Raw genomic sequence first — 24,519 nt, forward strand, 5'->3', positions numbered from 1 at the left:
CTTGCGCACAATATTTGTGCGCTAGCGTCCGACGGACGACGGAGGTACTTCCCTTGCGCACAATATTTGTGCGCTGGCGTCCGTCGGACGACGGAGGTACCCCACTTGCGCACAATATTTGTGCGCTAGCATACGTCCGACGGCGGAGGTACTTCCCTTGCGCACAATATTTGTGCGCTGGCGTCCGTCGGACGACGGAGGTACCCCACTTGCGCACAATATTTGTRCGCTAGCGTCCGACGGACGACGGAAGTACTTCCCTTGCGCACAATATTTGTGCGCTAGCGTCCGTCGGACGACGGAGGTACCCCACTTGCGCACAATATTTGTGCGCTAGCGTCCGTCCGACGACGGAGGTACCTTAGGTTTTATCACCAATATGAAAGCAGGTTATGGTGCCCGGAAACTTATACTTTCTAATATAGTGAGAAAGAACCCGAGGCTCTGCCTCAGGTTCTTTTGTGTAGCGCACTGTAGCACGGGTGGGAGGACCCTACTAGAGCCGAATTTACCTGGCTTCCATTACTTTACTTCAACGTCCTATTATACGCATCAATTTTGGCGTTAATTTCTAAGGCTGCTGCATCGAGTGCTTCCTGCGGCGATTTCTGCCCGCTGAGTGCTTGCCCGATGGCATTCTCCGTCAGCTTTCTCGCTTCTGGATAGACTCCCAGAACACCGCCTTGTGTCGCTTGATTCTGCTTGGCAGCGTTATGCTGATCAATGGCTGTCTTGAACTGTGGAAACTGTTTCATATTATCTTGTACAATCGGCAGCTCATAAGCCTTCTCCGTAATGGGGAAGTAGCCTGTGTTGACATGGAAGAACGCCTGCTGCTCAGGCTCGGACAAATACTTCATGAATGCCCATGCCGCTTGCTGCTCCGCATCCGACTTGCTATTCATGACCCAGTTGCTAGCCCCGCCTACCACGACACCGCCGCCGCTTGCTTCGAATGACTTAGGGAAGAAGCCCGTCCCAACTTCGAACTTACCATCGACAGAATCGAGGATATCGCGCAGCGCTGCCGTCGTATCGAAGATCATAGCGACCTTCCCTTCGGCGAACATCTTCTTGGATTCATCGCCCTTACCCGCTGAGTGAATGGCAGCCTTGCTGTCAACTAACCCCTTCCACCAAGTAAGCGCCTTAACGCCCGCTTCACCATTCAACTGCCATTCTGTGGCTAAGCCATCGCGCCCGTTGCCAGAGTTGACCATCTCAGCGCCCTGATTGGCAATAAGCTGTTCCATATACCAACTGTGTGTGCCGAAGTAGGCACCATACACACTGTCTGTTGTTAACTTTTTCGCTGCTTGGGTGATATCCGCATAGAGAACCGGTGGTTTCTCGGGGTTTAATCCTGCCGCTTTGAACAGATCCTTGTTGTAATACAGAATAGGATTAGATGCGTTAAAGGGCATCGAATACAATGTATTTTCCACCCTATAGTAATTGAAAATAGCTTCATCCATTTGGGACACATCATACTTGTCCTGATCCACGAAGTTCTGAATCGGTGTGATTGCCTTAGAATCGATCATGAATCGTGTGCCGATATCGTACACCTGAACCATGGTTGGTCCTAAATTGGAACCGATAGATGCTTTCAACTTGGTCAAACTATCGAAGTAGGAGCCCTGAAATACAGCCTCCACCTTAATATCCTTATGTGCAGCATTGAAGTTGGTTACGAGCCTGTCCACCACTTGCCCGTTCTCGCCGCTCATGGAGTGCCACCAGACTACTTTCTTAACGCCATTAACCAATGGATCAGCAATTTCAGCAGCTTCAGCAGCATTCCCTGCCTCCGTGCCTTTCACCACATCATCTTGCCCCCATACCGAATAAACGCCCAATAGGCCGAACACCAGCACAATGATGATGAAATAAGCGGGTATCGAAATTTTACGTTGCAATGCCTTCATCTTATCCCTCCTATGACTTGTAATCATAGGATCTCAATGTTTGCCTGTGATTAAGGGAATGTAAAGGGATTGTTAAACATGTTAATTATGATTAAACATGACCTACTCCTACTCCACCTTCAACTTCGTCCCCTCCGGCACGATCTGCACCCACGTGTTGCCCGGCAGCAGCGGTACTTCCTGGCCATCGCTGGCATAGGCGCGGAGCATGCCGTTCTTGCGTTCCCACGTGATCGCTTGGGACATGCCCTCTTGGAAGATCATGCCCTTGTTCGGCCCGAATACGTCGACAATTCGGCGCCCCTCTTTGTCAATGATCTGATGCTTGCTCTCTAGGACAAGCAAATTCTTGGTCTGCAGCTGCTTGCCTGTTTCCTTGTCGAGATGCGGCTTCCCTTCCATAGAGCGCTTGTACACGCCGCCAGCAGCATCATAATCATACGAAGCGAAATACCCCATGAGATAGGGAATTTGAATATAATGAACAGCTGCGCCCGTGAGTTTGCCCTGCCCTGCTTTGGTGAACGTGAGCAAAGGCCCATTCCACTCGGTGCGGAACTTGCGCGCCTCGGCACCTTTTTTCATTTTATCCACAGAGGTATAGAGATTGTGCGGTGCCTTCCGGTCGGTGGAGCGCCAATAGTAGGCGCCATCGCCATACACTTCATCGAGATGGGCCAGATTGCGGCCTGCCATCATATCCATCGCATCCTGGCTCCAACCAGCATGTACAATAATCGCATCCAACGCATCGCCGATCTCCACAAAATAAGGCCGAATGCTGCGCACCGGACCAATCACGCTAGCTGCTTGACTCTGGAACACCGAGACGAATCTAGTAATCTCGCCCTCGGCAAGGATTTCATAGACGATGTCCGCCTGATCGAGGCCGGTTTGGGGCCGGGCTTGCGGCGCATTTTCGACCATAACCATATAGGGACGAGTCTTCACCTCGTGATCGGCTGGCAAACCAGTTAACGGGAATTTGAATGGGAGCTGCGCTTCGACTGTTGGCGTTGCAGGCTGCTGCGTCGCAGGTGTCGGGCTGACCGTAGTCGTCACAGGGACGGTTTCCGGAGTGGCGGTTGATATAACGGAAGTCGCATCACTACAACCAGCAAGGGTCAGGACAGAGCATCCAAGTATGAGCCATGTGCTCAGAGTTCTTTTACGGATTAAAGGCAATGTTATCAAAAGGGCTGCACCTCTTCTTCTCGTGGACTATCGATCTCTCAGAAGTATATGCTAGAAGGTTGGGGAATAGAAGTTAGCAGGGTTACTCGATCGTCTATATGTAAAATTACCCATCCAAACAAAAACTGAACCTACGCCTCAGCGTGGTCCAGTTTCCCCTTATTACATTTGAAAATTTACCGCCAAGTTCAACGAGGTGTTCCCTAAAATCTCCTTATACACACCACCATAAGACAAACCGAACGTATAGACGCCAGGCAGCAATTCCTTATGAATCTCGCCGCTAACCGTACTCCCGAGAGCCCGCCAACTTCCTGCGTAATAACTAACGGCACCGCCATCAAGCGGATTACCTAGACTATCCTTCAACTGCACGTTCACGTTGACCGTCTGGAAGACGACCGTCGGGTCCGTTCCGATATTTTGCAGCTTTTCCTTGATCCCTCCCTCATAACTCATGGAAAAGGTATAAGAGCCCGGCAGCAATTCCTTGTGAATCTCGCCGCCAACCGCATTGACGAAAGTCCGCCAATTCCCGGCATAATAACTTACGGCGCCTCCATCAAGTGTATTGCCCTGACTATCCTTCAACTGCACGTTCACGTTGACCGTCTGGAAGACGACCATCGGGTCCGTCCCGATATTTTGCAGCTTTTCCTTAATCCCTCCTTCATAAGTCATGGAAAAGGTATAAGAGCCAGGCAGCAATTCCTTATGAATCTCGCCGCCAACTGCATTGCCGAAAGTCCGCCAATTCCCTGCATAATAACTCACGGCACCTCCATTAAGCGGATTGCCCTGACTATCCTTCAACTGCACATTGACGTTAACCGTCTGGAACACGACCGTCGGGTCCGTTCCTGTGTTTTGCACTTTCTCCGTATACGTACCTTCGTAGGTCATGGCAAACGTATACGCTTTATCCGGCAAAGACTTGCTTACAGTTCCAGAAGCATTCGTGACGCCGAAATCTTTCCATCCCCCGTCATAGTAGGATACGACGCCACCACTGATGGCATTTCCGCTGCTGTCTTTCAACTGAACGCTTACCTCATCAGCCACTGGGGCCGGATCCTGCAACAAGATTTTACCGTATTGACTTACGTTTTTCGCTCCACCAATCCCGCTGGCCCATTCCAAATATCCAAGACGACCGTTGCCATTGTTATTATTAACAAGCAGCGATACAAAGATAGGTTTCGTCGTATCTAGCATGTAAGGATATAGTTCTGACCAAGCAACGTGAATCTTATATATTTTCTTTCCGCTTTGGGAACTGTCGACGAGCATACTTCCGTTTTGAACGAATTGGCCGGCAGGTGTCCAGTTGGATGGCAGATCTCCTCCAATATACGGCGCAGTCCCCTTGTAGAGTACAGGACCGTTAGCAGTCAGTGCGGCTTGGAATTCCACTTGTGCCCCGACCATGCCGACGCCTGATGTATCCAAGCCAAATTGAATACTGTCACCGATATAATAGTTACCTTTGGTCTCGTTTTGCACGAAGCTGGCGTCCGATACCTCGATGACTAGATCGAATCCATCCGTCGCCGCCCCCACTGCAGCTCGAGCCRCAAACCCTGCAGGCTGCTCGGAGGTCAAGTTTATTAAATTCCAATTATTGGTTATCCAATGAATATCCGTGCTCAAAGCTCCTGTCATACGGTCAAACAAGTTGCTCTTACTCCCTGCGGCGACAGGAATGTTCGTATTTTGTACGGCTTTCTCATAGTCGGACAAGAGGACATCCTGCGTGGAAGTCAGTCCAGCTAGATAAGCGGCATTTACATGGCTGATGTAATACATTTTGTTCGGTTTCACTTGCAGCGTAGGAGCTGCTGCCTCTGTACCGCCGGTCCAATCCCGAACTACGGTGTTACTTGTAAAAGCATTGGCAAGTGCTGGAGCGATTGTATCCGCATTCGCATCCTCGGACCATACGACGAGAATCGGTGATCCGTCACTTTCGAAATAGACAGCTTTCTGATTTCCGCTTAGCGCATACTCACCTTTGTAGACAATATCATTCCCCAGTGTCTCGATAAATCGATGCATGACCACAGAACCTAATCTCGGTTCAAGCTGCGGTTTCTTGCGGAATAATCCAGAAGATTCCGTAAACCAACCTTCGGCATGGGCGAATGGGATGGCTTCGATTTCCGTATTATTAACCATGTCAAAATAGGCGATTTGTTCGACCCCATTCTTCATCTGGTACATATAATCGTACAGCATCTTTCTTGCAATCACGGGTTCTGATTGGATAGATGATGATTCTGAAGCATTCACAAGACCAGCATGACTTTCCGAACTCACCCACGGCTTTGATGGTACATTATACCTTTGATCATAAGCTTGATACTCTTTGGGATCGGGTAACTTCCCATGAAGCGCCAACTTATCATAGTAGTTCGCTCCGCCAAGACGCAGCAGCTCATTATAAAAAGGCAAATATCGATGACCGCCCATGCCTCCAATCCAAATTTCAGAATTCGGCTGAACACTTTTAATCGTCTCATAGCCGGTACGCAGCAATTCCACGAACTTCTCTGGTGTATCATTCCAAAAAATACTTCCGCCTTTCAAATGAGGTTCATTCCATATCTCCCATTTGGTAATCCGATCGCCATACCGCGCGACAAGCGCCCGCAGGAAATTAGCAAAATCATTCAGGTCGGTTGGGGCATAAGCAGCATAACCAGGAACGCCGATATAAATAGTTGTATCTTCCGGGTGCGAAGACGCCCATAGCGGTGTAAATACAATATTTCCGATGATGTCCATGCCATAGCTTTGCAATTTGTTGACATGTTCATCAAGTCCTGCCCAATTAAACACACCACGACTCTTTTCAATAGCCATGTTCGTATCGCCGAATTGTCCTCCCCATGGGATCGTATGAATTCTCGCAAAGTCAAAACCAATTAAATCTGCGAGTTCTATCGCTCTTAAATCACTGAAACCATTACTAAAACCAAATAGCGGATTACGATCCGCTTTGCTTATGGACTGACTTTCTACGACAGCCACGGACGTTCGATTACGTACAAATTCTGCTGCTGTTTTCTTCGGATTAGAAAAGATCCGGTACGATTGTTGGAGCGGAAGCGTTCCCGCAATCCCTTGTTTCGTATAGTCAAAAGCGATTTCGTAGTAACCTTCGTGACTAGGTGTCCAACTCCAACCCGATGTCAGTAACGTTGACCGATCTACCGTAACTTGCCCAACAACCTGATTATCCGTATCATAAACCGTCCCCGTCAACGTTTGCACGGAAAGAGGCAACTGATCTACGACCGCCTTGAACACCACATTCTGTCCGATCTTCCACCAGTTTGCAAAGACGTCTGCCTTCAGCGGGAAATATTCAACGGACTGCATGCTGGCGTCGTCGTAATAAATTGTTCCTGTATTCGGGACGCTCTGTAATTTCGTTGTCGCTACATTCAACTGAACTTGATTCGTTCCTGCTGGAAACTGACTATTATCAATCGTAAATGAAATATCCGTCCACACCGTGCTGCTCAAAGTTGGCGTATTAGCCTCAGCCGTGCCCAGGAAGGTACCATCCTTAAAGTAGCTGATGAACACCCAAGAGCCATTCCCTGCGTAATCAGCCGATTTCTTGGCTTTTACCGAAATCTTAATGGTTTGCATTCCGCTGTCAATCGGGATCATTTTGGATGAAAACCCTGCGGCTCCGGTACTTGTCGAGTTGATATATACCGCATTCGTGCCGCTATTGACCGTTGCTGAAGTACTGCCCATATCGACTCCGCTTGCCCCGCTCCATAAAGAAGAATTCCAACTAACAGGAACAAGTTTCATTCCACTTGACTTCGTTTCCTCGAAACCAGGGTTCGCTACATCATAATAGCTCGAAGTAAGCACATCGACAGGATTGCTCGCAGGGGATAGATTACCCGAACCATCTCTCGCTTTCACTGTAAATGCATATCCGCTGTATGCTTCAAGACCTGTTACCGTATAGGTCACCCCGGTGACTGTCGCTACTAGCTTCGTACCATCGTTAATCTCATAGCCAGTTACGCCCCCATTGTCGGTTGACGGGTCCCAGGTGAGGGTGACACTTTTCATCTTAATGTCGGATGCGGCTAAGTTTGTTGGTGTTGAAGGCGCTTGTGTGTCGTTGGTCACATATGCCTGGCTTGCTGGGGATACATTTCCCGCCGCATCGACGGCTTTCACGGTAAAGGTATAGCTTTGAGTTGCGATCAGACCGCTTGCTGTAAAGGTTAAACCTGTCACAGTCCCTACCAACACGGCATCTTTATAAACATTGTATCCCGTCACCCCGATATTATCGGTCGAGGCATTCCAAGCCAAATCAACACTGCCTGCCGTCTGTCCTAGGGCGTGGAGATTCGTTGGCGCGCTTGGCGCCACCGTATCCGGAATCAATTCGATCGTAGCATCATCATAGTACAGTGTTCCTTGCTGGCTACTACTACCTCCACGGAGTGTCGCCAAATTCAACTGCAAGTTATTCGTGCCGGCCGGCAGGTTAGCCGTATTAACAGTGACGGAAATCTCTCTCCATTCACTGCTGCTCAGCGCAACACTTGGCGCAACTACAGTGCCGAGAAAGGAACCATTTTTCGCATAACTAAAGAAAACCCACGCGTCATTGCCGACATAATCAGCCGACTTCTTGACCTTCACCGTCGCTTTGATTTGCATGTTATTATCGATTTGCATCGTCTTAGAAACCCAACCTGCGGCTCCTGCATCCACTGCGCTAATATATAGGGCATTGGTTCCGCTATTGGCCTCAATTGTCGTGACCCCCGTATCAACCGGTGTCGTTCGCGACCATAGGGCAGAATTCCAATTGACCGGAACAAGCTTGCTTCCACTGGATGTCGTGATCTCAAACCCAGGATTGGTGATGCTCAATATATTTGGCGTGGTCAGACTTACAGCATTACTGGCCGCAGATAGATTGCCCGCCGCATCCTTCGCTTTTACAGTAAACGTATAACTGGCACCCGCATTGAGAGCGCTTACGGAATAAGTTAATCCTGTCGTGGTTCCAATCAACGTTGTTCCATTGTAAACATCGTACCCTAGCACGCCAACGTTATCCGTTGAGGCATTCCATGTAAGGTTAACATTGGTTGCTGTCTGGCTAGCAATGGCAAGATTCGTCGGAGCTGTTGGCGTCTCCGTATCCAGCAGTTCCATCGTAACATCGTCATAATAGAGTGTCCCGGCGCTGCTTCCGCTGCCTGCTTTCGATGTCGCCAAGTTCAACCAGAGCATATTCGTTCCCGCTGGAAACTGACTGCTGTTGACGGTTAACGTGATCTCTGTCCACTCCGAGCTGCTTACCGTGGTCATATTGGATGAGCTTATCCCCAGGAAACTACCGCTATTTCCATAACTGATGAAAACCCAAGGATTATTGCCGGCATAATCCCCCGACTTCTTCACTTTCACCGTAGTTTTAATCGTTTGGGGACTCGTATCCACCGGTATCGCTTTGGACGTCCAGCCAGCAGCCCCCACATCCGTTGCACTGATCGCTAGTGATTTTGCCCCGCTGTTGTACACGGCTGTCGTTACGCTCGTATCTACCGGCGTCGTTCTGCTCCATAAGGATGTCGTCCAGTTGGTCGGTAACAGTTTCGTTTGACTCATCGTTGTTTCCTCGAACCCAGGATTGAGCACATGAATAAAACTAGCTGCCTGAACGCGTGCTGACATCGATGGAAACAGTGCAACCAACATTGTGCAAAGTAACAACCATATAACGGTTTTCCTCATAAATAAATCCTCCTCGATTTCATTTCGCCTAACAACTACGCTTCCCGTTACTCACTTCCCTTACTTGATGGATTACAAGGATAAATATAGGACGAATCCGGTGGTCAAAGATAGGAGACGATTTATACATCGTTATCCGATTTTATCTATTTTGACAAAAAAAAGCCGACAACGAGATGATCGCTGCCAGCTTTACCCTACGCTATTCTTTTTAAGCCCCACCGCTGCTTTGCTGCGTCAAACTACTAGCTTATATACTCCTATCCAGACAGTTGATAAGACGTTTTTCCACATCTTGAGCAATCTCCAACAGCTGGTCATAAGCATCCATTTCAACCATCCCGATCAAGTTCGTTGGCCGAGGCATTCCGATTTTAGTTGTACCCTTTTCCACATATACAGCAATTTTACAAGGCAAAAAGTAACCCGCTACTGCATGTTCGCTTAATACGCGTTTTGCTTCGAAAGGATTGCAAACCTCCAAAATAATATATGGCTCATCAAACTCGAGGCCTTTCTCTTGGAGCTTTTCTTGGATGTTAAATTTCCACAGTATACCGAAATGCTCTTTATATAAATTGGTTGTCAACGCCTCGATCACTTCATCCACGGACTTATCCGTTTCAATGGTATAATGGAACATCTCCTTCATCCTCCTTGTTTAGCCTAGTATTCTAACCCATAAGTACTAGGGTATCCAAAGAGTAGAAAAAAAACAGGGGTCTCTATTTGCTTAAAATATCCATCCATATTTTAACCGTTGTTGCCACAATGAGTGCAGCCAAAATCCATTGAAGCAGCTTGGCGTTCAATTTCTTGCTGATTTTAGCTCCAATTGGAGCTGCGATGATACTTGCAATAACCATAACAACCGACGGAACAAGAAGTATATGTCCTCCCGCTACTTTTCCAGCAGTTGAGCCTATCGAAGAGATAAATGTAATGGCTAGGGAAGAAGCAATAGCTACACGTGTCGGAATTTTCAGAATGACCAGCATGACAGGTACGGTAATAAATGCGCCAGCCGCTCCAACAATACCTGAAACAACTCCGATAATAGCCGCGAAGATCGCAGCAACTGGTTTATTAAACTTCAGCTTGTCAAAGTCCATGTCTTCCTGTCCTTTTTTGGGAAGAAACATCATAATCGCTGCGATCAGAGCCAGAACTGCATAGGTGATATTAATGAAGGAGTCGGATAGAAACTTGGAACCATACCCCCCGATAAAGCTGCCAATAACGATGGTTCCCCCCATGATGAATACAAGGGATTTATTGATATACCCTCCTTTTCGAAAGGCTAACATGCCTGAAAGTGTCGCAAAAAAGACTTGAACCGCGCTGATTGCCGATACTTCATGGGCCGTCAATGCTGCAAAACCCAAGGCTGGCGGAATATACAAGAGCATCGGATACTTGATGATGGAACCTCCAATTCCAACCATACCAGAGATTAGGGATCCAATAAAACCAATACCGAACAATAGAATAATCCACCCATAATCCATAGCTTACTCCTCCTATCTGTGATCTCCATCCTGCATGAGATCATGAATCATTTTTGTAAGTTCATTTTTGGGCTGCAATCCAATCATCATGGCTGCCATCTTGCCATCTTTAAAAAGCTTCATTGTMGGAATACTCATGATATGCTGCTCGCTTGCTGTCATTGGATTATCATCCACATTTACTTTTACAATCACCGCACGATCATGTAGTTCCTCGCTCAATTCCTGCAGCATGGGGGCGACTAGTCGGCAGGGTCCACACCAAAATTATTTGGTTATTTTCCCTCTCCAAGACATGATGCCCCCTTGCAAGTGTGCTAGATCTCGGAAACCATGCTTGTGTAGAATTCGAGCCCCTTGTTTGCTTCTCATTCCGCTGCGACAATACAAAAACACACTTTTATCTATGGGGATCTCCCCGAGTCGTTGTTTCATTTGAGATAAGGGAATATTTTTCGCTCCCGCAATATATCCTTGTTTTACTTCACTAGGTTCACGGACATCAATTAATACTCTGTTAAGGTTTAGCTTCAATTCATCTTGAAATTGCACGGACGTTAAACTCCTAAGTCCCTTGATTCCAGCGAGTCGGGTATACACAAACCAGACGAGAAGAATCCCTATCACGATATTAATGATGGCATTAGTAGACATATTTAAAACCTCATTTCTAAGTTCTTATCTTTTACTCTTAAATAAATAAGTTCACTTTGGCATCTGCCGCGTCACCTAAATAAGCTGCTACCCCTGCATACTCAATACCATCAAGAAGTTCTTCCTTTTGCAATCCAAGCAGATCCATTGTCATTGTACAAGCCACTAGCTTAACACCTTGCTCTTGTGCTAATTCAATGAGCTGTGGCAATGCCAGCGCATTATGCTTTTTCATCACATGCTTAATCATCTTGGGACCTAGTCCTCCGAAATTCATTTTGGATAACCCTAACTTGTTCGCACCGCGCGGCATCATTTTGCCGAACATGGATTCCAGCCATCCTTTTTTGATCAGAACGGATTCATCCTTACGCAGTGCATTAAGTCCCCAAAAGGTAAAGAACATCGTAACTTCGTGGTCATAAGCAGCTGCACCGTTGGCAATAATAAATGCTGCTATAGCCTTATCTAATTCGCCGCTAAAAAGTACAATCGTCGATTTTTCCTTATTTTCTATCATTAAAATCATCCCCCTTTTATTCATGCATACCCATACGGGTATTTAATAAGGCAAAAAAAATACTGCTTTCTCCTATTAAGGACTTTAAGAGGGCTACCACTGCATGAAGTGATAGCCCTCTTCAACTTTCCTTACCCCTTCTTAACAATAAAGGTGAATACACCGTTGTCTTCTTTGGATTCAAGGAGTTCATGCTTCGTTTGGTTTACCCACGCTTGAAAGTCCTTCATAGAACCTTTATCGGTTGTTTGAAGCTCCATAATCTGTCCAGATTCCAGAGAATCCATCCCTTTTTTTGCTTTAACAATCGGCATTGGACAAGCAAGTCCTTTTGCATCTACAACTAAGTTTGCCATTATGATAATCTCTCCTTATTATTTAAAATGTAAGTGCTAATTTCTCTTAGAAGTTCAAGCTCACTTGTGCATCAAAAGCAAAGTCTAGGAATGTCGCGGCGCCCCCAAGTTCAATGCCTTCGATGAAATGTTCTTTATCCAGACCCATGACGTCGATTGTCATCTGACAACCGATCAGACGTACCCCAGATTCTTTGGCGATATCCATAAGCTCTTTCACGGATGGCACATTTGCTTTCTTAAAGCCTTCTACCATTCCTTCATTACCTGGCTTCAGCTGCAGCATGTGTTCCGACTCCTTATGAATAATGGACAAGCCTTCGAAAGTAAAGAAAATGGCTACCTCCGCATCCAATGCTGCCGCCGCTGTTGCGATGTTCAATACTTTATAGGCTGTCTCCAGACCACCTGATGATGCAATAAGAGCTACTTTTTTAGTTGTCATGTTAATTCGTCTCCTTTTTATAATTAGTCTTGTTCTTGATCATAGGTCCATTCCGTCATGCCAGGCGTTACATTCCGAACATGATGGAACCCCTTATCGTATAGGATTTGACAGGCCATATCACTTCGAGTTCCAGTACGGCAAACTACATAGTAGGCTTGGCTTGGATCAAGCTCCGTTATTTTTTCTTCCAATTCACCTAGAGGGATCGAGATGGCACCCGGAATACGTCCAAATGCATATTCAGCGGGTTCCCGAACATCGATAATATGTGTCGCTTCCCCTGAAGAAATCTTGGTTTGGACCTCATCATTTGTAGCTATATGGGGATATTTTTTCTCTGCTTTAGTGTCCACCGGCTCGGCTTTGCGAATAAAGTGATGAAAAACTCCGTTTTCTTCTTTTATGCCCAGGTACTGATGTCCTGTACGGCTGGACCAACTCTTAAGGTCGGCTACAGAGCCTTTATCTGTAGCACGTACTTCCAATACTTCGCCTGCGTTCATTTCATCCATCGCCTTTTTGGTTCGAACGACTGGCAGCGGACAAGCAAGCCCTTCACATTCGATTACTCTATTCACTTGCAGTGTTGTCATGAACATTACCTCCATTTATTTAAAATACTTATTTACCGTAAACGATTTCCCCAGTCCACTTCGACATGCCGCCTGGCATGTTGAGCACGTTATAACCCATTGAAGAGAGAAAATCACATGCTTGTCCACTTCGGTTTCCGCTGCGACAGACGACGATTGTTTCTTGCTGTTGATCCATTTCATTGAGTGCTCTTGCGATTTGCCCTAGCGGAATATGTCTGGCACCTGGAATGTGACCGGACTCCCACTCATCCTGTTCCCTCACATCAAGAATAACTACATTTTCCTTCGTATTGATCCGACCCAAAACTTCTTCTGGCACTTGCTCCTTATACATCGTCGTTTCCTCCTATTTATGGTGTAGTGGTGGTTTAAGCATCATGAACTGCACAACGATTAGGTCCAATCTCCATCTCTCGTTGTTCCTCGACCGTTGGCGTAATCTTTCCCATATTCGTCTGACGTATTTCTTGGTAAGCATTCGGCTGCGGTGGTAAATTCTCAGTAACAGTACGACGGAAGGCTGTTTCCTCTCCAATATTCAACCCTGGATTTTCCTTATATAAATCTCCAAGGCGGGCAGAGACTTGACCTCCTTCTCCCAGCTCCGTAAATTTGCCAAAATGGGCAGGAAGCACGATTAAGTCATGAGGCAATTGCTTATAACGCTCATACAACGTCGTTCTAAGGTCGGTTACCCAATCCTCTGCTTTACCCGCGAGATCAGGACGACCAATTGATTTCACGAATAAAATGTCTCCCGAAAGCAAGAATTGATTGTCAACGATTAAAGAAGTGCTTCCGATTGTATGCCCAGGCGAATAAATAGGTTGTATGTGAATCTCGGTATCGCCAACTACAATACGGTTTCCTTCCTCAAGCTTCGCGTAGTTAAATACGACTTCTTCTGCATCTTTAGGCGGCAACCAATACGTGCCTCCTGTTTGTTCAGCTAATTGTCGTCCACCAGAGATGTGGTCTGCATGAAGATGCGTATCAATCGTATGTTTAATGGTTACGTTTTTTTCTTGGGCAAAGTTTTCAAAAACCTCTGTCATTCGAACACCATCAATGATGGCCGCTTCACCGTTCGAGATGACCATGTAGGACAAGCAGCCTTTACCAATGCGGATAAATTGAAATATTTCTCCGCCATCTTGCAAATCACCAACTTTAACCGGCTCAAGATGTTCACTCCAGGATTTCATACCTCCCACCAAGTAAGAAACATGTTGTTTCCCTTGCTCGATCAATTGTTCCCCAACAAATTTCGAAGAGCCTTCTTTGGCACACACGACCAAGATTTCCTTATCATCTGGAAGTTGATCTACAATAGATTCCACCCCATCGATCAAATCAAAATAGGGTGTGTTTAGGATATGAACATGATGACCTTCGATTTTCCAATCTTTAAAATCGCTGTCGTTACGCACGTCTAAGATGAAAATCGGGTCGTTGTTTAAAATCTTTCTTGCTAATTCAGCCGCGCTCATTCCTTGCAATTGAACTCCATTTTCCATTGTTTATTTCCTCCCTAGAATGAGATTGAAATCCAAAACCAAGCACTCATATACCCTATGGGGTATAAATTCGAGCAAAAAAAATGCCCATTACCTCCATGTATTAGACCATCAGTTCATGATCTCCTTTGAAACTATATACATATACCCGTTGGGGTATATGTATACTATAGTAAAACTTTTTCTTTTCGTCAACACCTTTCTCTGAATATACCTTTTGAACCCCTTTAGCCTCTCACACATATGCTGAGCTAAAGCCTAGTCAATGGAGGAGCCTATATGTATTGGACATATTCGACGCAGTCATAATGCCATGTTTCGCAGCATGTATCGAGAGATGACTGGTCATGATGTCTATGGGGTTATCCTCGATGAGCTCAAGCATGCAAGCAAATATAATTATTTGTTTACTTTGAATCGGTAGAACAAGCATAGTTCAAGCATGCAGAAGCCATATTAAGATCAGTACTGCATACCTTGAATGAAAGAAGGCGAGACCATGTTGGCCATGTTAGGGAAGTTATTCTTAAAACTTTTGATAAATGGCATCATCATTGTTCCCATCTTGATGTACCTTACGGATGCTACATTTATGGGAGCACTTAGTGCTACTTATACGTTTTCGCTCCTTACCTACGTCGTTGTTGATCAACTGTTTTTAAGACTCACGAATAATATTTCCGCTGTACTAGCGGATATGTTATTAACTTATGCCTACTTCTGGCTCGTGGAAAGGCACTTCTACGATTGGTCCCTAACTTTTACGGATATGACGATCGTAGCTGTATTTTATGGTGTAATGGAGTTCTTTCTGCATATTTATTTTCAAAAAGACAAAGGTCGAATCGGGCGGACTAGCTTCCATGAATAACGACAAAAAGTCATTAACCCCATGGTTAATGACTTTTTCGTTTTGTGGACCTTATTGCGTTTGCTTACCCCGCCAGGACATGATGCCGCCCTTCAGATGGGACAGCTCGCTAAAGCCATTTTTCCGCAGCATTCTCGCAGCTTGTTTACTCCTCATGCCGCTCCGACAGTATAGGTAGATCTGACGATCCTTAGGTATCTCGCTTAATCTCTTACCCATTGAGGACAAAGGGATATTCACCGCCCCTGGGATGTACCCTTGCTTCATTTCGCCAGGCTCACGCACATCGATGAGAACAGACTTGTCCTTGTCAGCAGCCATAGCCTCTTGAAATTGTTCGGATGAAAGATTGCGCAGCCCTTTGACTCCTGCAAAACGTGAGTAGAAGAACCAAACGATAAAACCTAATGCTACGATATTGAAAATCATATTACTATCCATATGTTGCCTCTTTTCTTAGCACACATTAACGGCTTTTAACTAACAATTCTACAGCCTGCTTGACCAGCTTACTTGTGTCTCTACCCGCTTCTTTTTCCTCCATAATGCAATTCTCCAAATTGACAGCAACAACGGTGGCAATCGTTTTATCAGCAGCACTGCGAACAGCAGAGATTTGGCTTACGACATCTTTACAATCCTGTTCTTCTTCCATCATCCGTAAAATCCCACGAATTTGGCCTTCCATACGCTTTAAACGCTTCTTCACATCATCATCGTATTTCATAGACACCCTTCCTTCCCTATACCTGTATAGGTATATTATTGCCCATGTTGCGCATAAAAACAATATGAAATCTTTGAGAAAGAGCCAGTGTTGCTATATAGTGACACCAACGTATAATAGAGATGGTTACATTCAAAATGTGCAGCCAAAAGGAGGCACCATGTCGAATCTCACTCCTCATTCATCTATCATTTTGTTCGACGGGGTTTGCCTGCTCTGCAGCAGCGCGGTGCAATTCATCCTGCGAAACGACCCGAAGGGCATGTTTCACTTCGCTTCTCTGCAGTCGGAGACAGGACAACGACTGCTCGCCGAGCATAAGCTGCCGCTAGATCGACTCAGCACCATTGTGCTGATCGAAGGCAACCGCGCTTATACGCGCAGCTCAGCCGCTTTGCGCATTGCGAGGCGCTTGCGCGGTGCATGGCCGCTCGCCTACGCGGCGATAGTGATCCCAGCTCCGATCCGCAATCTCGGATACAGCTTCATCGCACGCAACCGCTATCGCTGGTTCGGCAAGACCGAGCATTGCATGCTGCCGAATCCGGAGCATAAGGGGCGGTTTCTGGATTGAGCTGGCCTCATGCCATCAACCATAACGACAAAAAAACCTGCAGCATTCGCAGGCCTTCGAACAACAACGAACCTATGTCTCTTGCTTACGTATACGTAGACTGCCGAACATCCAACAGCATAGGCTCAGGGTGCCCATCTGTAAGCTATGATGCAACAGCTTCGCGTTCCGTGTAGCATCACCTGCTCCCATCGCGATGAGCAATGGCGCAAAATGCTCCGGCGTCGGCACAGCCTCCCGCGCATGCGGCGCTCGCTCGTCGTAGCGAATCAGCGCCTCCAAATTCCACGTTTCGAGCTGCTCCTCTAGCCACTCATCGAACTCCACGGCCCAAAGCTGCGGCACCGGATTGTTATAATCCAGCTTACGTAGATTGTGAACCGTTCCGCCACTGCCAATAATCAGCACCTGCTCATCCCGCAAAGAGCCTAAAGCGGCACCAATTCGGTAATGCTCCTCGGGTGTTAATCGCGGGTTAACCGAAAGTGTCACAACAGGGATCTGTGCATGGGGGTACATAATGGAGAGCGGCGCCCAAACTCCGTGATCCAAACCTCTCCTGTCATTCAACTCACAGCGTATACCCTCCTGTTGAAATAACTGCTGGATATGGAGGCTTAAGGTCAGATCCCCCTTGGCCGGATAGTTAATGTCATAAAGTTCTTCCGAGAAACCTGAGAAATCGTACATCATCTCCGGCTCGACGGCCGAGCTGATCTTCTGAACAGCGCTTTCCCAGTGTGCACTGAACACAACGATGGCTTTCGGCTTAGGAAGCGACAACGCAAGCCTTTGCAGAAACTCTGTATACGCATGCTGCTCAATCGCCAAACTCGGTGAGCCATGCGCAATAAAAAATGCCGGCAGCACAGCAACACCCCCTCCCACAACCAAATCAGTGCCAATTATCTACATTATTCACGAATCTGTGAAAATAAAACCATGTTGCGATCCGTCCCCCCTCACTTACCATTCACAAACTGCTCAATCCCATCTGCAATGCCTATCGCAAGCTTCTGCTGATACGCCGCTTCCGACATGAGCTCGTCCTCTTCGGGATTCGTCATGAACCCGATCTCTACGAGCGCGACGGGTACCTTCGACCAGTTGAAGCCGCTCAGATCGTCTCGCGCCGATAGGCCACGTCCCTTCTGACCCGTTGCTTGCTGCATGCCAGCTAGGAGCAAACCAGCGGCCTGCTTACTTTCCTCTGCGATGGGCTTAACAGCTGGCTGCGTCGCTGACGGGTACAGAACCGAAAATCCCTTCGTGCTTGCCGAAGCGTCACCATCTGAATGGATCCGTACAACTAGTGCCGCTCCCGCCTCATTCGCCATATCTGCACGCTGCTTGTTGCTAATATCCACGTCATGCGTCTCCCGTGTCATCGTAACGTTGATCCCCCGTCGAACTAGCTCCGCTTTGAGCAGTAAGGATACTTCCAGATTGAGCATATACTCTGGTTTCTTCGTGCGTACACCTACCGTACCGGAGCTAACCTTGGGCTTCGTTTCCCGCGTATCTGGCCCGACCTGCTCAGGTGCATTATTACCAACCCGTTGATGTCCAGGATCGATCATAACAAGCTTATTGCTCTTAGGAACACTCGGCAGCGTGGTTGGAGCAGCCGTCTTCGTTGGTGTTGGCTTCGTTTCTGGCGTTGCGACAGGCGTCGGAGCCGCTGTTGGGGCAGGCGTAATTGTAGCTGCGGCCTGCACAACTGGCGGCTTAGCCGTTGCCTGCGCTACTGTGGCCAGCAGCGAAGCACTCTGTACAGCCTCCGTCGTAGGCAACGCCACGGGTACTGGCTGCTTATCTCCACAACCAGCCATCACACCAACAAGCGATATAATCGCGGAGAGTATAAGCATTCTTTTATCAAACATCGGCAATTCCCCTTCTTCTCTAGCTCTGTATAAAAACAGCCTCCATTCGCGAAACTAACCTTACCATGCTTCTCCACATTTGGGAGGTTCCGCTATGCAGGCACTTTGGCATTATTTCACTGATCACTGGCTGTCCATTTCATTAATTGTTCTTGCCTTATTGGCGTGCTATTTCGTCTACAAGAACAGAAGTAAATATATTCGCGGCTGGGATAAAAAGTAATCCAAAAAAACTCGCTCCTTCATCGGCTGTTAACCAGTGATGGAACGAGTTTATCACTTCAATCAACGTCGATTTCCTGCGCCATTACAACCCGCAAAAACCGTCATTTCAGGCATTCTGGCCACCTCTTTACAGTTTATAATCGGTCAGATTGCCATCAGAATCTATAACTTGGATATAGCGCTCCCCTGTTGGCTCTTGCCGGATGCGCTTGCCATTTTCAATATAAAAAATAGGAGCACCAGCTTTTCTTGCCTTGTCCTGTACGGATTGTTCAATTTTCTTGAAGATTTCATTTAATTCCTTTTCTGTCTTCATCCCGAACCACCACCTATGATTAACTCTCTTGCCATTATATCACACTACGACCTGAAGCAATCTCGACAGCTAAGACTATTAGCTAAGCAGTTAAAAACCCTTCTGACGAAGTCCTTAGAGGAAAAACAAAAAAAAAGTGAAGATACGCATCGGGATAACTTCCGTCTGCAACGAGTGGTAACTCGTTTTTACCCTAATTAGCTTTGATGAGAGGGCAATCACCACCAGCTACCTCTCCTTCTGCTGAGAAATGCAATAGAGCAACCTTTCTCAATCAAATACACGATTTCAGCTAAAATTGATGCAAATAGGCATCAATTTTAGCATTTTCTCCTTTGTTTAGACATTTTCGACCCAAATAGATGCCTTTTTGCATTTATTTAAAATGTTGAAGTGAATTCCTTTGAAAAAGACGCCTTTTTGCATTTTTAGCACCTGTGATACGAACATTAATCAGGCGTCCCCTCCGCCTCCCCCAAACCTCAACAAAAAAACACAGCCCCTCACCCAAGAGGCTGCGTTTCTCTCCATCTATTTCAATGCCTTCATCGCAATATCCGTCCGGTAATGCTTACCCTCAAAATGGATCCGATCCGCATCCGCATAAGCCTTCTGACGAGCTTCAATGATATCTTTGCCAAGGCCTGTGATACCTAGCACACGTCCACCGTTCGTGACGATTTGTCCGTTCTCATCAACTGCCGTACCGGCGTGGAACACGAGTGACTCCTGCACTTGATCTAAGCCAGTAATCGGCAATCCTTTCGGATACGGTCCAGGGTATCCTGGCGAAGCCACGATTACGCATACTGCGGCTTGATCGCTCCACTCGATCGGCTGCTCAGCCAACGTGCCATTGTTGATCGCTAGGAAAATATCCAGCAAATCAGTTTTTAATCGCGGCAAAATCACCTGCGTCTCCGGATCACCGAAGCGCGCGTTGAACTCAATCGTTTTCACACCGTTCGGAGTCAAAATCAGACCCGCATACAGCACGCCTTTGAACGGACGGCCTTCTGCTACCATCGCATCCGCCGTTGGTTGGACGATGTTCACAAGTGCTTCTTGCACGATGGACTCGGGAATATGTGGAAGTGGGGAGTACGTCCCCATTCCGCCTGTATTCGGTCCTTTATCGTTATCAAAAACCGGCTTATGATCCTGCGAAGGCACCATCAAACGCACTGTCGAACCATCAACGAAGGCCAGTAAGGACATTTCTTGTCCTGTAAGGAACTCCTCAATCACGACGCTTGCGCCTGCGGATTTACCAAACACCTGACCCACCATGATGTCTTTCAGCGCTGCTTCCGCTTCTTCCATCGTTTGCGCAACCGTAACGCCTTTACCAGCGGCTAAGCCGTCTGCTTTGATAACGATTGGCGCTGTTTGCGAGCGCAAGTAAGCAAGTGCTGGCTCATACGCATCAAAAGACTCGTAAGCCGCCGTAGGGATGCTGTATTTTTTGAGCAGCTGCTTCATGAACACTTTGCTGCCTTCAATGATCGCTGCGTTAGCGCGAGGGCCGAATGCTGCGATCCCTTTTGACTCCAAATGATCAACCAATCCTGCCGCTAACGGATCATCAGGCGCAACCATAACCAGGTCAATCGCTTGCTCCTTGGCAAATGTGCTGATTTCTTCAAACTGAAGCTCCGTAATCGGCACACATTCCGCTAAGCCGGCAATCCCGCCGTTTCCTGGTGCGCAGAACAGTTTGCTGATTTTCGGGCTTTTGCTCAGTGCCCATACAATGGCATGCTCACGTCCGCCACGTCCAATAACTAATACACGCATTTGCTGGAACCCCTCTCATGGGGAATGCCCACGGTCCACTTACGAATCGTGAGCATTCTCAATTGTTTTAGTGTTTAAAGTGACGAACGCCTGTCATAACCATCGCAATGCCGTTTTCGTTAGCAACGCGAATGGATTCTTCGTCTTTGATGGAGCCGCCTGGCTGAATCACCGCAGTGATGCCTGCTTTTGCTGCCATTTCAAGTGTATCGCCCATCGGGAAGAACGCATCGGACGAAAGGACGGAGCCTTTCGATTTGTCGCCAGCTTGCTCGATTGCAATTTTCGCTGCGCCGACACGGTTCATTTGACCAGYGCCTACGCCAACTGTCATATCGTCAGCCACAAGTACGATGGCGTTAGATTTAACGTGCTTAACTACTTTCCATGCAAAAAGTAATTGCTTCATTTCTTCCGCTGTCGGTTGACGCTCGGAAACGACTTTCAGATCTGCTTCTGTCAGTTGGTAAGCGTCGCTCGCTTGTACAAGCATGCCGCCTTCAACGGTTGTAATCACTGGCTGGGACTCACGTCCAGCAATTGTATCCAAACCGGCTACTTTGAGTAGGCGGATGTTTTTCTTTTTAGCCAGAATCTCAAGTGCTTCTGGTGTAAAATCTGGCGCGATGACGATCTCCAAGAAGATCTCATGCAGCAATTGTGCAGTCGCTTCGTCGATCGCACGGTTCGCAGCCACGATACCACCGAAGATGGACGTCGGGTCAGCATTGTATGCTTTTGTGTAAGCTTCCAGCACGTTCGTACCGATACCCACGCCGCAAGGGTTCATGTGCTTAACGGCAACAACTGCAGGCTCGCTGAACTCTTTGACAATTTGAAGAGCTGTATTCGCGTCATTGATATTGTTGTACGATAATTCCTTACCGTGTAATTGTTCAGCCGTTGTGATGTTGCCAGCTGCTGCATTCGGCGTGCGGTAGAACGCTGCGCTTTGGTGCGGGTTCTCGCCGTAGCGAAGCTCTTGCATTTTCTCATACGTTACTGTGTAACGCTCTGGGTAAGGCTCGCCTTGAAGACCAGTCAAATAGTCGCCAATCAAAGCATCGTAAGCACCTGTGTGACGGAAGACTTTTGCCGCCAAACGTTTACGTGTTGCTAGTGTCGTGTCGCCCGTCTCTTGCACTTCTTCCAACACTTTCGCATAGTCAGTCGTGTCGACGATAACGGATACGAAAGCATGGTTTTTCGCTGCGGAACGAAGCATGGTAGGTCCACCGATATCGATGTTCTCGATCGCATCTTCGTAAGTCACGTCAGGCTTTGCAATCGTTTCTGCAAAAGGATACAAATTCACGACAACCAGATCAATGTACTCAAGGCCAAGCTCTTTCATACTTGCTTGGTGCTCTGCGTTGTCACGAACAGCCAAAAGTCCGCCATGTACGTTCGGGTGAAGTGTCTTCACGCGGCCGTCCATGATTTCTGGGAACCCTGTAACCTCGGAAATACCGATAACCGGTACCCCTTTATCCTTTAACAAACTAAGCGTACCACCTGTGGAAATGATTTCAACGCCCAGCTTCGACAGCTCACTCGCGAATTCTACGATGCCCGTTTTATCGAAAACGGAAATCAGTGCTCTTTTGATTGCCACTATGCTTCCTCCTTAGGGAATGGAATTGTATGTGAATGGGTACTTAGTGATGTTAAACATCACTACTGCGAATATATTTCGCGGGAAGCCATGCGTAGTGATGAAAATCATCACTAACGCACCTGTTACGCCAACTTTCGGGGCATAATCGGCTCCGTAACGTTATAAATCATCACTAAAGCAGCTTTTTCTCCCTCCACGCCTCATATAGTGATGAAAAACATCACTACAGTGCGCCAAGCCCCAAATCTGAATAAAATAAATAAGTGCCACACACGCACGCAAGCGCGTGTTAATCTCTAACCTACTTCCGCACGCTAACCCTGCGGCCGTCCAAGCTCACGCGGCCCTCGCGCAGCCACCGCACAACCTGCGGCAGCAGCACGTGCTCAGCCGCGTGGATTCGCTCCGTGAGCGAATCAGCCGTCTCGTGCTCGTGGATTTCCACGGCACGCTGGGCAATGATCGGGCCGGAATCCAGCCCGCCATCAACGAAATGCACCGTGACGCCTGTCTGCTTCACGCCATACTCAACCGCCTGTTCCACAGCGCGCACGCCCGGGAACGAAGGCAACAATGACGGATGAATGTTAATCATCCGCCCGAAGTAAGGCACAACCAGCACATTCGTAATAATCCGCATGTACCCCGCCATCACCACCAAATCGACCTGGCGATCCTGCAGCTCTTTCAAGATCAGCGTCTCATACGCCTCACGGCTTTCGTATTCCTTCGGGTTGAAGGCAAAAACAGGCACTTTCGCTTCCTTGGCACGCTCAACTACGAATGCTTTTGGGCGGTCACAGACAAGAAGCTCGATGCTGACATCAAGCTTCCCCTTCTGTACCTGATCCACAATAGCCTGGAAGTTCGAACCGCTGCCTGAAGCCATAACCGCGATGCGATAAGGCTGCATTACACGTCAGCTCCTTGGAACGTAACAACACGCTCGCCTTCTGAAACAACACCTAAACGGTAAGCTTTCTCGCCTTGTGCTTCTGCTGCAGCAATCGCTTTCTCTGCATCGTCAGCTGCTACGATGACAACCATCCCGATTCCCATGTTGAACGTGCGGAACATATCATTGTTTGTGATGTTACCTACACGCTGCATCAAAGAGAAAATCGGAAGGATCGGCCATGAGCCGTATTGGATATCCACGTTCACGCCATCAGGCAGAACCCGCGGAATATTTTCGATGAAACCGCCGCCTGTGATATGCGCCATACCTTTGATCGCTACGTCTTCCAACATAGCTAGAACTGGCTTCACATACAGCTTCGTTGGCTCAAGCAACACGTTACCAAGCTTGTCGCCAAGCTCTTCCACATGCCCTTGAAGGGTATATCCGTTATCTTCTAGCAAAAGCTTACGCACAAGCGAGAACCCGTTACTGTGCACACCGCTTGAAGCTAGTCCTAGCACGACATCTCCAGGACGGATCGTTGTTCCGTCGATGATCTTTTTCTTGTCGACGATTCCAACCGTAAAGCCGGCAATGTCATACTCCCCTTGTGCATACATGCCCGGCATTTCCGCCGTTTCACCACCGATTAGTGAGCAACCAGATTGCGCACAACCGTCGGCGATCCCTTTAATAATCGCTTCAATTTTCTCTGGAATGACTTTGTCACAAGCGAGATAGTCTAGGAAGAACAATGGCTCTGCGCCTTGAACGATAATATCATTCACACACATCGCAACCGCGTCAATCCCAATCGTATCATGCTTATCCATGGCAAAAGCGATCTTCAGCTTCGTGCCCACGCCGTCCGTACCCGATACGAGTACAGGCTCCTCATACTTGTCTTTGTTCAAGCTGAACAGCCCGCCGAAGCCACCGAGATCTGTTAACACTTCAGGACGGAATGTCCGTTTAACGTGCTTTTTCATCCGTTCTACTGCTTCGTTCCCCGCCGCGATATCGACGCCAGCCTTTTTATAAGCATCCGACACTGACCAACACTCCTTAGTTTGTCTATATATGGGGGAGGTCGCTA

General features: G+C 47.5%; 24 protein-coding genes and 1 pseudogene. 3 read left to right on the forward strand and 22 right to left on the reverse strand.

What is annotated here, in order from left to right:
- Window positions 1–527: 527 nt before the first annotated feature.
- The 13 genes and pseudogenes from AC1DLM_RS20940 to AC1DLM_RS21000 all read right to left on the reverse strand — a co-directional run bounded on the left by AC1DLM_RS20940 (window position 528) and on the right by AC1DLM_RS21000 (window position 14,508).
- Window positions 528–1,928: an ABC transporter substrate-binding protein gene (locus AC1DLM_RS20940; RefSeq protein ID WP_477571066.1), complete on the reverse strand. Its 1,401-nt coding sequence runs from the start codon at window positions 1,926–1,928 to the stop codon at window positions 528–530.
- A gap of 108 nt (window positions 1,929–2,036) precedes the next feature.
- Window positions 2,037–2,990 carry a DUF3048 domain-containing protein gene (locus AC1DLM_RS20945; protein WP_441990437.1) on the reverse strand — a complete coding sequence of 318 codons (954 nt, stop codon included), beginning with the start codon at window positions 2,988–2,990 and terminating at the stop codon, window positions 2,037–2,039.
- A gap of 294 nt (window positions 2,991–3,284) precedes the next feature.
- On the reverse strand, window positions 3,285–8,909 hold the full coding sequence (locus AC1DLM_RS20950; RefSeq protein ID WP_477571067.1) for a fibronectin type III domain-containing protein: 5,625 nt from the start codon (window positions 8,907–8,909) through the stop codon (window positions 3,285–3,287).
- 250 nt (window positions 8,910–9,159) lie between these two features.
- Entirely contained in the window at window positions 9,160–9,552 is a 393-nt protein-coding gene (locus AC1DLM_RS20955; protein ID WP_436233911.1) for a DUF302 domain-containing protein, read from the reverse strand.
- 82 nt (window positions 9,553–9,634) lie between these two features.
- On the reverse strand, window positions 9,635–10,417 hold the full coding sequence (locus AC1DLM_RS20960; RefSeq protein WP_441990439.1) for a sulfite exporter TauE/SafE family protein: 783 nt from the start codon (window positions 10,415–10,417) through the stop codon (window positions 9,635–9,637).
- Window positions 10,418–10,429: 12 nt separating this feature from the next.
- A pseudogene (locus tag AC1DLM_RS20965) lies at window positions 10,430–10,669 on the reverse strand (thioredoxin family protein); the annotation flags it as partial.
- 15 nt (window positions 10,670–10,684) lie between these two features.
- Window positions 10,685–11,071, reverse strand: a complete 387-nt coding sequence (locus tag AC1DLM_RS20970; protein WP_441990440.1) for a rhodanese-like domain-containing protein — start codon at window positions 11,069–11,071, stop codon at window positions 10,685–10,687.
- A gap of 37 nt (window positions 11,072–11,108) precedes the next feature.
- On the reverse strand, window positions 11,109–11,591 hold the full coding sequence (locus tag AC1DLM_RS20975; RefSeq protein ID WP_441990441.1) for a DsrE/DsrF/DrsH-like family protein: 483 nt from the start codon (window positions 11,589–11,591) through the stop codon (window positions 11,109–11,111).
- A gap of 131 nt (window positions 11,592–11,722) precedes the next feature.
- Complete coding sequence (locus tag AC1DLM_RS20980) at window positions 11,723–11,947, reverse strand: sulfurtransferase TusA family protein (RefSeq protein ID WP_441990442.1); 225 nt, start codon at window positions 11,945–11,947, stop codon at window positions 11,723–11,725.
- 46 nt (window positions 11,948–11,993) lie between these two features.
- Window positions 11,994–12,392 (reverse strand): DsrE/DsrF/DrsH-like family protein, encoded by a 399-nt coding sequence (locus AC1DLM_RS20985; RefSeq protein ID WP_056612801.1) that lies wholly within the window; start codon window positions 12,390–12,392, stop codon window positions 11,994–11,996.
- Between the two features lie 23 nt (window positions 12,393–12,415).
- Window positions 12,416–12,988, reverse strand: coding sequence for a sulfurtransferase TusA family protein (locus AC1DLM_RS20990; protein ID WP_477571068.1), 573 nt, complete (start codon window positions 12,986–12,988; stop codon window positions 12,416–12,418).
- 28 nt (window positions 12,989–13,016) lie between these two features.
- A complete protein-coding gene (locus tag AC1DLM_RS20995; RefSeq protein WP_477571069.1) occupies window positions 13,017–13,325 on the reverse strand; it encodes a rhodanese-like domain-containing protein in 309 nt (102 codons plus the stop codon).
- 34 nt (window positions 13,326–13,359) lie between these two features.
- Complete coding sequence (locus tag AC1DLM_RS21000) at window positions 13,360–14,508, reverse strand: MBL fold metallo-hydrolase (RefSeq protein ID WP_477571070.1); 1,149 nt, start codon at window positions 14,506–14,508, stop codon at window positions 13,360–13,362.
- Between the two features lie 499 nt (window positions 14,509–15,007).
- On the opposite strand from AC1DLM_RS21000, the gene AC1DLM_RS21005 reads away from it, so the two are divergent.
- The gene (locus tag AC1DLM_RS21005) at window positions 15,008–15,379 is read left to right on the forward strand and encodes a DUF2512 family protein (protein WP_441990446.1); all 372 of its coding nucleotides are present in this window, start codon (window positions 15,008–15,010) and stop codon (window positions 15,377–15,379) included.
- Between the two features lie 51 nt (window positions 15,380–15,430).
- On the opposite strand, the gene AC1DLM_RS21010 is transcribed toward AC1DLM_RS21005, so the two are convergent.
- A complete protein-coding gene (locus AC1DLM_RS21010) occupies window positions 15,431–15,820 on the reverse strand; it encodes a rhodanese-like domain-containing protein (RefSeq protein WP_477571071.1) in 390 nt (129 codons plus the stop codon).
- Between the two features lie 25 nt (window positions 15,821–15,845).
- Entirely contained in the window at window positions 15,846–16,106 is a 261-nt protein-coding gene (locus AC1DLM_RS21015; protein WP_056612786.1) for a metal-sensitive transcriptional regulator, read from the reverse strand.
- Window positions 16,107–16,266: 160 nt separating this feature from the next.
- Between AC1DLM_RS21015 and AC1DLM_RS21020 the strand changes: the two genes are divergently transcribed.
- Complete coding sequence (locus AC1DLM_RS21020) at window positions 16,267–16,680, forward strand: thiol-disulfide oxidoreductase DCC family protein (protein ID WP_477571072.1); 414 nt, start codon at window positions 16,267–16,269, stop codon at window positions 16,678–16,680.
- 72 nt (window positions 16,681–16,752) lie between these two features.
- On the opposite strand, the gene AC1DLM_RS21025 is transcribed toward AC1DLM_RS21020, so the two are convergent.
- The gene (locus AC1DLM_RS21025; RefSeq protein ID WP_477571073.1) at window positions 16,753–17,550 is read right to left on the reverse strand and encodes a DODA-type extradiol aromatic ring-opening family dioxygenase; all 798 of its coding nucleotides are present in this window, start codon (window positions 17,548–17,550) and stop codon (window positions 16,753–16,755) included.
- Between the two features lie 92 nt (window positions 17,551–17,642).
- On the reverse strand, window positions 17,643–18,566 hold the full coding sequence (locus AC1DLM_RS21030; RefSeq protein WP_477571074.1) for an N-acetylmuramoyl-L-alanine amidase family protein: 924 nt from the start codon (window positions 18,564–18,566) through the stop codon (window positions 17,643–17,645).
- A 94-nt stretch (window positions 18,567–18,660) separates the two neighbouring features.
- Here AC1DLM_RS21030 and AC1DLM_RS21035 point away from each other — a divergent pair, with 94 nt between their 5' ends.
- Window positions 18,661–18,789: a hypothetical protein gene (locus AC1DLM_RS21035; RefSeq protein ID WP_441990451.1), complete on the forward strand. Its 129-nt coding sequence runs from the start codon at window positions 18,661–18,663 to the stop codon at window positions 18,787–18,789.
- A 129-nt stretch (window positions 18,790–18,918) separates the two neighbouring features.
- Here the strand turns inward: AC1DLM_RS21035 and AC1DLM_RS21040 are convergent, their stop codons facing one another.
- The 5 genes from AC1DLM_RS21040 to purM all read right to left on the reverse strand — a co-directional run bounded on the left by AC1DLM_RS21040 (window position 18,919) and on the right by purM (window position 24,475).
- Window positions 18,919–19,107 (reverse strand): hypothetical protein, encoded by a 189-nt coding sequence (locus tag AC1DLM_RS21040; RefSeq protein ID WP_171637543.1) that lies wholly within the window; start codon window positions 19,105–19,107, stop codon window positions 18,919–18,921.
- A gap of 531 nt (window positions 19,108–19,638) precedes the next feature.
- Window positions 19,639–20,904, reverse strand: a complete 1,266-nt coding sequence (gene purD, locus AC1DLM_RS21045) for a phosphoribosylamine--glycine ligase (protein ID WP_477571075.1) — start codon at window positions 20,902–20,904, stop codon at window positions 19,639–19,641.
- 67 nt (window positions 20,905–20,971) lie between these two features.
- Window positions 20,972–22,519: a bifunctional phosphoribosylaminoimidazolecarboxamide formyltransferase/IMP cyclohydrolase gene (gene purH, locus AC1DLM_RS21050; protein ID WP_477571076.1), complete on the reverse strand. Its 1,548-nt coding sequence runs from the start codon at window positions 22,517–22,519 to the stop codon at window positions 20,972–20,974.
- A gap of 304 nt (window positions 22,520–22,823) precedes the next feature.
- A complete protein-coding gene (purN, locus tag AC1DLM_RS21055; protein ID WP_477571077.1) occupies window positions 22,824–23,435 on the reverse strand; it encodes a phosphoribosylglycinamide formyltransferase in 612 nt (203 codons plus the stop codon).
- On the reverse strand, window positions 23,435–24,475 hold the full coding sequence (purM, locus tag AC1DLM_RS21060; protein WP_441990456.1) for a phosphoribosylformylglycinamidine cyclo-ligase: 1,041 nt from the start codon (window positions 24,473–24,475) through the stop codon (window positions 23,435–23,437). The genes purN and purM overlap by 1 nt, the downstream gene beginning before the upstream one ends.
- Window positions 24,476–24,519 lie beyond the last annotated feature (44 nt).

Source organism: Paenibacillus sp. 01T442, from assembly GCF_056398345.1.